We start from the raw sequence: 12,398 nt of genomic DNA on the forward strand, positions 1-12,398 counted from the left end.
ATCCATCGGTCGCCTGTTTATCCTCAGGGCATCGGCGGAAAACCTCGTTCGCGGTGACGTGCCACAAGGCCGACCGCATGAGGTTTTTCCATGGTCCGTTCCCTGTCCCGCCGGACGCAATCCGTCCGCTTCTCGCTTCCCATCTTTCTCCTGTCTTCCGCTGCCTGGGCTCAGGATGCCCGATTGCCGACCATCAGCGTCGGCGGCCATTTGGTTGACGATCTTGCCGGCCTGCAACTCACGGCACCCACGGAAACCGGCAGCCGTCTGCATCTGACGCCAATGGAAACGCCAGCCAGCGTCGAGGTCCTGCCGGGCGAAACCGTGCGGGACCGTGGCGCCCTCACGATCAACGATGCCGTTTCGCGTTCGACCGGCATGAGTTCGGCGGCGACACCAGGTAATGGCAATTCCGTGCTGGCGGCACGCGGCTTCGCCGGCCACAACGCGGTGATGCAGCTATATGACGGCACCAGGCTTTATGTGGCTTCGGGCACAGTTTCCTTCCCGTTCGACCCCTGGCAGGCCGAGCGTATCGAGATTCTGCGTGGCCCGGCCTCGGTTATGTACGGCGAGGGCGCCATCGGCGGTGCCATCAACGTCGTGCCGCGCCGGCCAACGGCGAGTTTCCGCAACGAGGGGTTGGTTGAGTTCGGCACCGACATGACGCGTCGCGTCGCCGCTGCAAGCAGCGGCCCGTTGAACGGCAAGGCGTCATTCATGCTCAGCGCCAACCGCCGTGAGTCGGACGGCTATGTGGATCGCGGCGAAAATTCCAGCCAGTCTTTCTCGGGCGCCGTCCGTGTCGACGCCACCGAGCGGTTGGCATTCACGCTGTCGCATGACCAAGGCTACCAGAAGCCGATGGAATACTGGGGCACGCCACTGCGTAACGGACGACTGGACGAATCCCTGGTGGGCAAGAATTACAACGTGAGGAATGCCCGGATTGAATTCGATGACCGCTGGACTCAGCTTAAAACGGAATGGCAGGCGACCGACGATGTGAGTTTGCGCAGCGTGATCTATCAGCTGGAAAGCAACCGCCGCTGGACCAATCTTGAGAATTACATTCTCAACGCCTCGACCAATCTGGTAACCCGCAGCAGTTTCTTCGAGGTCTTCCACGATCAGGAGCAGTATGGAACCCGGAATGACCTGACGATCGAGAACACGCTGTTCGGTCTCAAGAACCAGACGGTAGTGGGATTCGACGCCAACCATATCCAGTTTGGCAATGCCAGCAATTCAGGCGCCACCGGTAACTCGGTGGTCGCCCCCTACAACTTCGATCCGGGATTCTTCAACAGTAATCGCTCCACGATCCCCCGGCAGGAAGCCAGTATCGTGCAGAAGTCGGTGTTCATGGAGGATCGACTGGTGCTGGATGACCAATGGTCGGTTGTCGGCGGCCTGCGCCATGACTGGCTCGCTTTCACGCGCGATGATTTCGTGACGAATTCGCGGGCCGAGAAGGGCTTCGCCGATCTTAGCTGGCGTGGCGGCGTGGTCTATGCCATCACACCATCCACGGCACTGTATGCGCAGCATGCAACAGCAACCTCGCCAGTCAGCTCCGCGCTGCTGGGACAGAGCGCGGCCCAGGCTGCTCTTGAGCTTTCGACCGCCAAGCAGAATGAAGTCGGTATCAAACAGAGCGTCATGGAAGGTCGCGGGGAGTGGACTTTCGCGGGCTATCATATCGTGAAGAACAAGCTGCAGACGGTGAATCCACTGAACACCACTATCGCGGAGCAGGTGGGACAGCAGACCGCCAAAGGCGTCGAGGTCACCATTGCCTTCGACCTGATGAAGGACCTGCGTCTGGAAGCCAATGGTGCGCTGCTGGATTCGAAATATGGCGACTTCATCACCACCGGTGGCGCGAACTATGCGGGCAATCGCCCGGCGAACGTGCCCGAGCAGCTCGGTAATCTCTGGCTCACCTGGGGCTTCGCGCCATCCTGGAAAGCCCAGGGCGGCCTGCGCTACGTTGGCAACACTTTCAGTAACGATGCCAACACGCTGAAGCGGCCGGACTATACGGTCACGGACATCGGCGTGTCATGGTCGCCGGTCGAGCGGCTGACAGTAGCACTGCGAATCATGAACCTCTTTGATGAGGTCTATCCGGTCGCTGGCTATAATGGCGGCACGCAATGGGTGCTCGGTGCGCCGCGCACCGCCTACCTGACCACCAGTGTGAAGTTCTGATGCCATGAAGCGCATCCTCCGTCAGGCGCAGCGCTGGCTGTATCTGATCCATCGCTGGATCGGGATTGCCACCTGCCTGCTCTTCGCCATGTGGTTCTTTTCCGGCGTGGTGATGATCTATGTCGGATTCCCGGCCCTGACGGAGACCGAACGTCGCGCTCTGCTGCCCGTACTCGACGGGCAGCAGGTTCGCCTCTCGCCCAGCGCGGCGCTCGCCGCGGCCGGGCAGGGCGGCTGGCCACGCGTGCTGCGGCTGGAAATGCTGGGGGATGAGCCGGTTTACCGGGTCACTGCCTGGGACAATGCACGGCTGACCGTATCGGCGCGCGACGGACGGCGCATCGAGGGCATCGACGCGGTTGCCGCCCTTGCAATCGTGCAGAGTGTAAGACCGGCGCCGCAGGCCACGGTCGAGCTGGAGGATCGCGACCAGTGGAGCGTCACGGCGCGCTACGATCCGCTGCGACCGTTCCATCTGGTCTCGCTCAACGATGCTGCCGGCACACAGCTTTACGTTTCGGCGCGCAATGGCGAGATCGCGCTGGATACCCGGCGCGGCGAGCGCTTCTGGAACTGGCTCGGCAGTGTGCCGCACTGGATCTATCCCACCGTGCTGCGCGCCGATGCGCCGCTGTGGCGCGATGTCGTGCTGTGGATTTCCGGCATCAGCATTGTCGTGGCGGTGACGGGAATCTGGATCGGCATCCAGCGTCTGCGGCCCCAGCGTCGTTACAAAAACGGTGCCATGTCGCCCTATCGTGGCTGGATGCTGTGGCACCACTGGGCCGGCGTGATCGGCAGCCTGTTTCTGCTGGCCTGGATCGTCAGTGGCTGGATTTCGATGAATCCGAACTACTGGTTCTCCGGGCGCAATACGGATGTTGCCGCACTGCAGCGCTATGCCGGTCATGGAGCGACGGATTTCCCGCTGGCCGTGGTGCCGGCTGAGGGTGTCGTCGAGATGCGGTTTCTCTGGATCGGCGGCCGGTCATTGGTCGTGCAGTATCGCGGCGACGGCAAGGCCATCGGCACAGCATTTGCGACCGGGGAGGTTTTCGCAGCCGCGGCGCAGTTGATGCCGCAGTCAAAGCCCGTGCTGCAGGCGGTGCTCACCCAGGAGGACGAATACTGGTATTCGCATCACACACGGCGCCTGCTGCCCGTGCTGCGGATCGGCTTCGACGATCCTGACAGCACCTGGTTCCATATCGATCCGCTGACCGGCGATATCCTGACGCGGGTGGACGACAGTCGACGCAGCTACCGCTGGCTGTTCAACGCGCTGCACAGTTTCGATTTCGCAGGGCTGCGGCATGTGCCGCCGGCCTGGAAGCTGGTGATATGGATCACGTCGCTGGTCGGGCTGGCGATGTCAGTGACCGGTATTGTCATTGGCTGGCGGCATCTCCGTCGCAAAGCGGCCAGACGCCACTAGGCAAACGCCGTCAGGTCAGCGGCTCACCCGCAGCAGGAAGGCATCCGGCACCTGTTCCGGGCATTCGCTGAAATGCGGCTCGAAGATCGCCGAGAACCCCTGCTTCGCGCGGGTATCGAGGCAGAATTTCTTGCCTTCGCTTTTCAGCGCCAGGCCGCCGTTCTTGATGTCCCAGAGCTGCGGCAGCTGTTCCAGCATCTCGTTGTTGAGTGCACAGGCGGAGATCACCAGCAGCTTGGCGCGCGGCTCCATCGCCAGGCAGTAGGACGGATTGGCGGCGAAAAAGATCTGGTAGCCGTCGGGCTGCAGCGGCCGGCTGATGAAAAAGCCCTGCGTCAGGTTGTCGATATTGAATTCGCAGGGCGACAGCAGGGCGGTGGCGCGCAAGCGGCGCACATCGTTGTTCATCAGCTGGGCGGTGATGCACTGGTTGTTGGCGGTGCTGGCGACGACGGCGAACCGCTTCAGCTGCGGCGCATCGCGCGGCAGGAATTCGTTGACGGCGGCGATCGCCGCCAGTGGAACCAGCAGCGCTACCAGTGCGGCAAGGAACGCCGAAGCCAACCTATCCGTAAGGTTGCGGCCTGTTTTGACCATTGTCACACGCTCTCATGCCATCCCCGTAACGCCGTCCGGTGTAATGCGCGACGCAGCAAGAGACAAGAGATCTCTGGAGAACAAAAGAGAACATTAAGCGAAAATAATAGGATCGATCATGGCGCAAGTTGCGGAGAACATTGGCCCGACTCACCATAACAGACCGTTAATTTCCATTGACGCCCATATTATCCCATGCTACCCCATCTCATCCCAGGTTATGGCCACCCAAGGGGGGTGTTTCGTCCGGGATTGACCAGCAGGGGCGGCTGAGTGGAATTCTTCCTCTCAACCTTTCGAAACCGGATTGACGCTAAGGGACGGGTTTCCGTACCGGCGCCGTATCGCGCCCTGCTGACCCGCAAACATCCAGATGGTGGCCTGATTCTGGGCCCCGATATCGCTGCCCCGGCGCTGGTTGCCGGCGGGCGCGACTATCTCGATGGCGTCAACCGCCGCATCGACGAGCTGCCCGACCTGCATCCCGAGCGCGAGATGCTGATCGACGGTCTGCTGCCGTTTCTGAACGAGCTGAATCTCGACCAGGAAGGCCGCGTCCAGCTCGCGCCGCAGTTCCTGGATCATGCCGGCCTTGCTGCGCCGGGTGAGGCGGTCTTTGTCGGCCGCCGCCACAGCTTCCAGATCTGGGAGCCGAAAGCCTGGGAGGCCCGCGCCGCCGAGGCGCGCGCCCAGGCCGCGGCTTACCTGCGCGGCGGAGCGGGGGCGACATCGTGAGCCCGGCGGACCGTTTTCGCCCCGACAGCAAAAACGGCCATGAAAAAGCCGCAGGACAGGTTCATCTCTCGGTGATGCGGGCGGAAGTGGTTTCGGCGCTTGGCCCGCGCGCCGGCGACGTGCTTGTGGATGGTACTTTTGGTGCGGGTGGTTACAGTTCGGCCTTGCTGGCTGCGGCGGAGTGCCAGGTGATCGGCATCGACCGCGATCCCACCGTGCGCGTCCATGCCGACCGCATCGATGCCGCTTTCCCCAACCGTTTCCGTCTGCTCGAAGGCCGCTTCGGCGACATGGCCGCATTGCTGTCGGCGATCGGCATTGAGGCCGTAGACGGCGTGGCGCTGGATATCGGCGTGTCCTCCATGCAGCTCGACCAGGCCGAGCGCGGCTTTTCCTTCCAGCATGACGGCCCGCTCGACATGCGGATGTCGGATCGCGGCGAGACAGCGGCCGATATCGTCAACACCCGCGACGAAGCCGAGCTGGCCGATATCATCTATCTCTATGGCGAGGAGCGCCGCGCCCGTGCGGTGGCCCGCGCCATCGTCGCCGCCCGTGCGGAGCAGCCGATCACCCGCACCAAGCAGCTGGTCGAGGTCGTCGCCCGTGTCGTGCGCGCCACGCCCGGCATCAATCCGGCGACCCGTACCTTCCAGGCGCTGCGCATTGTGGTGAATGATGAACTGGGCGAACTGAAGCGCGGCCTGGCTGCCGCCGAAAAACTGCTCAAGCCGGAAGGCCGGCTGGCAGTCGTATCCTTCCATTCGCTGGAAGACCGGGTGGTGAAGCGTTTTCTGGATCGCCGCAGCGGCAAGACTGTCGGCGCCTCGCGCCATCTGCCGCAGGCGGCCGCCATCGAGCGTGCGCCATCTTTCGTCGCCATCCACAAAGGCGCCATGGCGCCGGGCGAGGCTGAAGTTGCCGCCAATCCGCGGGCCCGCTCGGCCAAGCTGCGCGCCGCCCGGCGCACGGCCGCGCCGGCCTGGCCCGACGACGATCTGCGGGAGGCTGCATGAGCCGCGGCCTGTCCCTGATAGCCCTGTTGCTGCTGGCCGTGGTGTCGTTCGGCCTCTACCAGCTATCCTATGAAGTGCAGCGTCTGGAAGACGAACTGATCGAGATGAATCGTGCGCTCAGCCAGGAGCGCGAGACCATTGGCGTGCTGCAGGCCGAGTGGAGCTATCTCAGCCGCCCGGAATATCTGCAGAGCAAGGCGCAGCGCCTGCTCGATATGCGCTCGGCCACCGCCAAAGACATTGTCGGCCTCGAGGCACTGCCCTGGCGCCAGGATCGTGGCCAGCCAATGACCGGCGGCCAGCCGGCGCCGGCAAAACCGCCGGCTCTGCCGCCGATGGCGGCCCTGCCGGTCGGGCCGCCTGCCCAGCCGGCCGCCGCGCAGGCCGGCCTTCAGCCCGCCCCGCCTGTGCAGGTTGTCGCCAGGCCTGCTGCCGAAGCTGCGGTCGGTTTCGATTCCGAAGTGGCGGCCGTGCTCGGCGCGATGCAGCGCGGCACCGGCAAAGATACGCGGAGGGCCCAGTAACATGGCGCTGTTCCGTCGTTCGCCGAAAAATGCCAAGCCGCCGCAGCGTCCCATGCGCTCGCCCTGTACGCCCGCCGACATGCCGGGCAATCCGGCGCTGGTGCGCCTGGATGGCGCCGCCAAGCAGGCGCTGGATTCCAGCCGCGGCCGTCTGGTGATCGGCATCGGCCTGTTCTCGCTGGCCTTCGTGCTGCTGGCCGGTCGTCTGGTCGAACTGACTGTCATCCGTGGTGCGACCGAGCCGGCTGTGGCGCGCGGCGTCAATCCGGAACTGATCGCCAGGACGGCGCTGATGGAGCGCCAGCCGATTGTCGACCGCAGCGGCAATATGCTGGCGACCAACCTGAAGATCGCTTCGCTTTATGCCGATCCGCGCAAGGTGCAGAATCCGCAGCAGGCCGCGTTGCGGCTGGCCCAGGTGCTGCCCGAGTTGTCGGCCGGCGATATGGCCAACAAGCTGGCGTCGGGCAAGAGCTTCGTCTGGCTCAAGCGCGGCCTCACGCCGCGCGAGCAGTATGAGGTCAACCGTCTGGGTCTGCCGGGCCTGTATTTCCACAACGAACAGCGCCGCGTCTATCCTCAGGGTTCGCTGGCCGTGCATGTGCTCGGCTACACCGATATCGACGGCAAGGGCATCTCCGGCATCGAGCAGTATTTCGATGAGCAGCTGAAAGATCCCTCGCGCACCGGCGATCCGCTGGAGCTCAGCATCGATGTCCGCGTGCAGCATGTGGTGCGCGACGAGGTGGCCAAGGTCGTCGAGCAGTTCAATGCCATCGGCGGCGGCGGCATCGTCCTGGATATCCATACCGGCGAAGTGATCGCCATGGTCAGCCTGCCGGATTTCGATCCGGCCGAGCCCGGCACGGCCAGCACGGAGTCGCGGTTCAACCGCATCACGCTCGGCGTCTATGAAATGGGCTCGACCATGAAGACGCTGAATACGGCGATGGCGCTGGATTTCGGCACGGTCAAGCTGAACGGCGGCTACGATGCCAGCCGGCCGATCCAGATTTCGCGCTTCACCATCAAGGACGATCACGCCAAGAACCGCTGGCTCAGCGTACCGGAAATCTTCATGTACTCGTCCAACATCGGCTCGGCCAAGATGGCCGTCGATGTCGGTCCGGATCGCCAGCGCGAATTCATGACCCGCTTCGGCATGCTGAATAAGCCGGCCATCGAGCTGCCGGAAGTCGGTGCGCCGCTGGTGCCGCGCAACTGGAAGACCGTCGAGACCATGACGATTGCCTTCGGCCATGGCATGTCGGTGACGCCGTTGCAGCTGGCAACCGCCACGGCGGCCATCGTCAATGGGGGCGTGCTGCATCCGCCGACCCTCATCAAGCGCCCGCCGGGCCTGCCGGCGCCCGGCCGCCAGGTGATCCGCCGCGATGTCAGCGACACCATGCGCAAGCTTATGCTGCTGGTGGTGGACGAAGGCACCGGCAGCAAGGCGGCCGTGAATGGCTATCTGGTCGGCGGCAAGACCGGCTCGTCGGAAAAGGTCAACGCGCGCGGCGGCTATAACAAGAAAGCGAACTTCAACACCTTCGTCGCCGGCTTCCCGATGCATAACCCGCGCTACATCGTACAGGTCATGGTCGATGAGCCGAAGGGCAACAAGAGCAGCTTCGGTTTCGCCACCGCCGGCTGGACCGCCGCGCCGGCCGCCGGCCGCATTATAAACCGCATCGCGCCGATGCTGGGCGTGCCGCCGGTGGACGAGAATTCACCGGCGCTGAAGCAGGCCATGTATGTGCCGATCCCGGGTCATCCGGTGCCGAATTTCAACGCCGCGCCCGCTGCCGTACCCGCGACAGCCGTGACGCCGAAGACGCAGGAGAAGAAACTTGCGTCTCAGTGATCTCTGCGCCGATCTGTCGCTCGATCCCCGTACTGCCGGGCTGGATATTGCCGGCCTGACGGCCGACAGTCGTGCCGTACGCCCGGGCTATGTCTTCGCGGCGCTGAAGGGCGCCCAGGCCGATGGCCATCGCTTCATCCCCGATGCGCGCGCCAAGGGCGCCGTGGCGGTGCTGAGCGATCATGTCGATCCGGCTTTTGCCGATCAGATCGCCTTCGTGACCGACAGCAATCCGCGCCGGCGCCTGGCGCTGATGGCAGCCGCCTTCTTCAATGCGCAGCCGAAGCATATCGCCGCCGTCACCGGCACCAATGGCAAAACCTCGGTGGCGCATTTCACCGCGCAGCTCTGGCGGCATCTTGGCATCAAGAGCGCCAGCCTCGGCACACTGGGTCTGCATGGCGCCGGCATCGACGAGCCGGTGGCGCATACCACACCAGATCCGGTGCGCCTGCACGAGTTGCTGAATCTTGCCAAGACCGCCGGCATCGAGCATCTGGCCCTCGAAGCCTCCAGTCACGGCCTCGACCAGTATCGTCTCGACGGCATCCAGCCGCAGGCCGCCGCATTCACCAACCTGACCCGCGACCATATGGATTACCATCCGACGGTCGAGGCCTATTTCGCTGCCAAACTGCGGCTGTTCGACACGCTGCTGCCGCCCAAGGGCACGGCGGTGATCAATATGGATTCCGCCCTGGGCGTGCAGGTGGAAAACCTGTGCCGCCGCCGTGGCCAGCGCCTGATCCGCTATGGCCAGCTCGGGACGGAACTGAAATTGCTGGCCGCCGTGCCCCATGCCGGTGGCCTGGATATGGAAGTCGAGGCTTTCGGCGTGCGCCGCACGGTCGATCTGCCGCTGGTCGGCAGTTTCCAGGCCGGCAATGTGCTGGCGGCGCTCGGCCTCGTGATCGGTTGCGGCGGTCATAGCGCCGAGACCTGGGACGTGCTCGCAAAGCTCGACGGCGTGCCGGGCCGGATGCAGAAGGCGGCGCAGCGCAGGAATGGTGCCAGCGTCTTTGTCGATTACGCCCATACGCCCGATGCGCTAGAAACCGTACTGAAGGCGGCGCGTCCGCACACCATGCAGCGTCTGGTCGTTGTCTTCGGTTGCGGCGGCGACCGCGATCGTGGCAAGCGCCCGCTGATGGGTGAAGTGGCCACGAAATTCGCCGACCGGGTTTATGTCACCGACGACAATCCGCGCAGCGAGGATGCCGCCGGCATTCGCGCCGCGATCATGGCCGCCGCGCCGCGCGCCATCGAGATCGGCGACCGCCGCAACGCGATCTTCACTGCAGTGAAGGATCTGCAGCCGGGCGATCTGCTGCTGCTGGCCGGCAAGGGCCATGAACAGGGCCAGATCGTTGGTGCGGAAATCCGTCCCTTCGACGACCTGCTGGTTGCCCGCGAAGCCGTGTCTGCAATCGATGCAGGGTCTGGTTCGGGCAGCGCACCATACGGGGGTAAAGATTAATGGAAGCTTTCGCGCTCTGGACCTCCGCCGAAGCAGCGTCTGCCACGCAGGGCAACAGCGACGGCTTCTGGACGGCCACCGGCGTGTCCATCGACAGCCGCACGGTGGCCTTCGGCGATCTCTTCGTCGCGATCCGTGGTCCGAATTTCGATGGACATGTCTTCGTTGCCGATGCGCTGGCGAAAGGTGCCGCTGCCGCGATGGTCGACAAGGGGCCGGAAACGCTGCTGCCAGGCGCCAATCTGCTGAAAGTGAAAGACACGCTGCAGGGGCTGAACGAACTGGCGGCGGCCGCGCGTCAGCGCAGCGGTGCCAAGGTGATTGCGATCACCGGCAGCGTCGGCAAGACCTCGACCAAGGAAATGCTGCGTCACGTGCTGGCCGAGCAGGGCGCCACCCATGCCACGCTGGGCAACCTGAACAATCATTGGGGCGCGCCGCTCACGCTGGCCCGCATGCCCATCGACAGTCGCTTTGCCGTCATCGAACTGGGCATGAACCATGCCGGCGAGATCGCGCCGCTGTCGAAGCTGACGCGGCCGCATATCGCCATCATCACGGCCGTCGAAGCGGTTCATCTGGAGAATTTCGACAGCATCGAAGGCATTGCCGACGCCAAGTCGGAAATCTTCGCCGGCCTGGAGCCGGGCGGCATCGCCATCATCAATCGCGACAATGCCCAGTATGAACGCGTGGCTGCCGCGGCCCGTGCCGCCGGCGCCGCCGAGGTCATCGGTTTTGGCGAACATCCCGAAGCGCAGGCGCGCCTGGTGAAATATGCCCCCAACAGCGCCTGCTCCTGCGTTGCCGCCGATATCCTCGGCCATCAGATGACCTTCAAGATCGGTGCGCCGGGCCGGCACTGGGTGCTAAACGCGCTCGGTGTGCTGGCGGCGGCCCATCTGGCCGGCGCCGATCTGGCCGAGGCCGGCATTGCGCTGGCCGGCGTTACCGCACCGAAGGGGCGCGGCGAGCGCCATATGCTGGACTGGCGCGACGGCGGCAGCATCGAACTGATCGATGACAGCTATAACGCCAGCCCGCCGAGCATGCGTGCGGCCTATGCCGTCCTCGCCATGGCCAAGCCGAGCAACACGCGCGGTCGCCGTATCGCCGTGCTGGGCGACATGCTGGAGCTTGGCCCCGATGCCGAAGCCGCCCATGCCGCGCTGGCCGACGATCTGGTGCGCGAACAGATTGACCTGGTTTTTGCTTCCGGCCCGCTGATGCGCGCGTTGTACGACCGGCTGCCGGCGACGATGCGTGGCCATCATGCCGCCAATTCCATCGAACTGATCCAGCCGCTGCGCCGCGCTATCCGCAGCGGCGACGTGCTGCTGGTGAAGGGCTCGCTCGGCAGCCGCATGGGCAAGATTGTTGAAGACCTGTTGAATCCGGCGCCGCAGCCGCGCGCCGCTAACGGCTGGTAAGGAAAGTCTGTACGTATGCTGTATCACCTGCTGTATCCGCTGGCCGAGGACTTCAACATCCTCAACCTGTTCCGGTACATCACCTTCCGCACCGGCGGCGCGATCCTCACTGCCATGGTGCTGTCCTTCGTGATCGGCCAGCCGCTGATCGACTGGCTGCGCGCCAAGCAGGGCAAGGGCCAGCCGATCCGCGAGGACGGTCCGCAGGGCCATCTGGAGAAGCGCGGCACGCCCACCATGGGTGGCTTCCTGATGCTGCTGGGCATCGGCGTCGGCACGCTGCTCTGGGCCGATCTCACCAACCGCTATGTCTGGGTCGTACTGCTGGTCACGTTTGGCTTCGGCCTGATCGGTTTCTATGACGATTACCTGAAGGTCTCCAAGCAGAACCCCAAGGGCGTGCCGGGCAAGCTGAAACTGGCCCTGCAGGTCGTTATTGCCGGCATCGCCGCCGTCTGGATCAACCAGATCGCCGCCGCGCCGCTCAACACCAGCCTGGCCGTGCCGTTCCTGAAGGATGTGCTGCTGAACTTGGGCTGGTTCATGATTCCCTTCGCCGCCTTCGTGATGATCGGTGCATCGAATGCCGTGAACCTGACCGACGGTCTGGATGGCCTGGCCATCGTGCCGGTGATGATCGCGGCTGCCAGCTTCGGTCTGATCTGCTACCTGGTCGGCAATACCGTCTTCGCCAATTACCTGCAGATCCACAATGTCGCCGGCGCCGGTGAACTGGCGGTCTTCTGTGGCGCCCTGGTCGGCGCCGGTATCGGCTTCCTCTGGTTCAACGCGCCGCCGGCCATGGTCTTCATGGGCGATACCGGTTCGCTGAGCCTGGGCGGTGCGCTCGGCACGGTCAGCGTCATCGTCAAGCACGAACTGGTGCTGGCCATCATCGGCGGGCTCTTCGTGCTGGAAACCGTGTCGGTGATGGTGCAGGTCGCATCTTTCAAATTGACGGGCAAGCGCGTCTTCCGCATGGCGCCGCTGCATCACCACTACGAAAAGAAGGGCTGGAAAGAGCCGACCATCGTGATCCGGTTCTGGATCGTCGCGGTGATCCTGGCGCTGGCCGGCCTCTCTACCCTGAAGCTGCGGTAAGC

General features: G+C 64.2%; 10 protein-coding genes. 9 read left to right on the top strand and 1 reads right to left on the bottom strand.

Features of this window, described 5'->3' with window-relative positions; translation table 11 throughout:
* Positions 1–90: 90 nt before the first annotated feature.
* Together AC1ROT_RS17505 and AC1ROT_RS17510 are read left to right on the top strand one after the other, a co-directional pair.
* A complete protein-coding gene (locus tag AC1ROT_RS17505) occupies positions 91–2,214 on the top strand; it encodes a TonB-dependent receptor (RefSeq protein WP_493000520.1) in 2,124 nt (707 codons plus the stop codon).
* A 4-nt stretch (positions 2,215–2,218) separates the two neighbouring features.
* The gene (locus AC1ROT_RS17510) at positions 2,219–3,649 is read left to right on the top strand and encodes a PepSY domain-containing protein (protein ID WP_493000522.1); all 1,431 of its coding nucleotides are present in this window, start codon (positions 2,219–2,221) and stop codon (positions 3,647–3,649) included.
* 15 nt (positions 3,650–3,664) lie between these two features.
* Here the strand turns inward: AC1ROT_RS17510 and AC1ROT_RS17515 are convergent, their stop codons facing one another.
* Positions 3,665–4,213, bottom strand: a complete 549-nt coding sequence (locus AC1ROT_RS17515; protein WP_493000524.1) for a hypothetical protein — start codon at positions 4,211–4,213, stop codon at positions 3,665–3,667.
* 306 nt (positions 4,214–4,519) lie between these two features.
* On the opposite strand from AC1ROT_RS17515, the gene AC1ROT_RS17520 reads away from it, so the two are divergent.
* From AC1ROT_RS17520 to mraY, 7 genes are read left to right on the top strand one after another with little or no spacing between them, the layout of a single operon-like run.
* Positions 4,520–4,981 (top strand): division/cell wall cluster transcriptional repressor MraZ, encoded by a 462-nt coding sequence (locus AC1ROT_RS17520; RefSeq protein ID WP_493000526.1) that lies wholly within the window; start codon positions 4,520–4,522, stop codon positions 4,979–4,981.
* Positions 4,978–5,997 carry a 16S rRNA (cytosine(1402)-N(4))-methyltransferase RsmH gene (gene rsmH / locus AC1ROT_RS17525; RefSeq protein WP_493000527.1) on the top strand — a complete coding sequence of 340 codons (1,020 nt, stop codon included), beginning with the start codon at positions 4,978–4,980 and terminating at the stop codon, positions 5,995–5,997. Before AC1ROT_RS17520 ends, rsmH begins: the two co-directional genes overlap by 4 nt.
* A complete protein-coding gene (gene ftsL, locus AC1ROT_RS17530; RefSeq protein ID WP_492971268.1) occupies positions 5,994–6,521 on the top strand; it encodes a cell division protein FtsL in 528 nt (175 codons plus the stop codon). Before rsmH ends, ftsL begins: the two co-directional genes overlap by 4 nt.
* 1 nt (position 6,522) lies before the next feature.
* Positions 6,523–8,388, top strand: coding sequence for a peptidoglycan D,D-transpeptidase FtsI family protein (locus AC1ROT_RS17535; protein WP_493000529.1), 1,866 nt, complete (start codon positions 6,523–6,525; stop codon positions 8,386–8,388).
* Positions 8,375–9,865 (top strand): UDP-N-acetylmuramoyl-L-alanyl-D-glutamate--2,6-diaminopimelate ligase, encoded by a 1,491-nt coding sequence (locus AC1ROT_RS17540; protein WP_493000531.1) that lies wholly within the window; start codon positions 8,375–8,377, stop codon positions 9,863–9,865. Before AC1ROT_RS17535 ends, AC1ROT_RS17540 begins: the two co-directional genes overlap by 14 nt.
* Positions 9,865–11,295, top strand: a complete 1,431-nt coding sequence (locus AC1ROT_RS17545; RefSeq protein ID WP_493000533.1) for a UDP-N-acetylmuramoylalanyl-D-glutamyl-2,6-diaminopimelate--D-alanyl-D-alanine ligase — start codon at positions 9,865–9,867, stop codon at positions 11,293–11,295. Before AC1ROT_RS17540 ends, AC1ROT_RS17545 begins: the two co-directional genes overlap by 1 nt.
* A gap of 15 nt (positions 11,296–11,310) precedes the next feature.
* Positions 11,311–12,396: a phospho-N-acetylmuramoyl-pentapeptide-transferase gene (mraY, locus tag AC1ROT_RS17550; RefSeq protein ID WP_493000535.1), complete on the top strand. Its 1,086-nt coding sequence runs from the start codon at positions 11,311–11,313 to the stop codon at positions 12,394–12,396.
* Positions 12,397–12,398 lie beyond the last annotated feature (2 nt).

It is taken from the genome of Ferrovibrio sp. GW821-FHT12E11 (assembly GCF_058806975.1).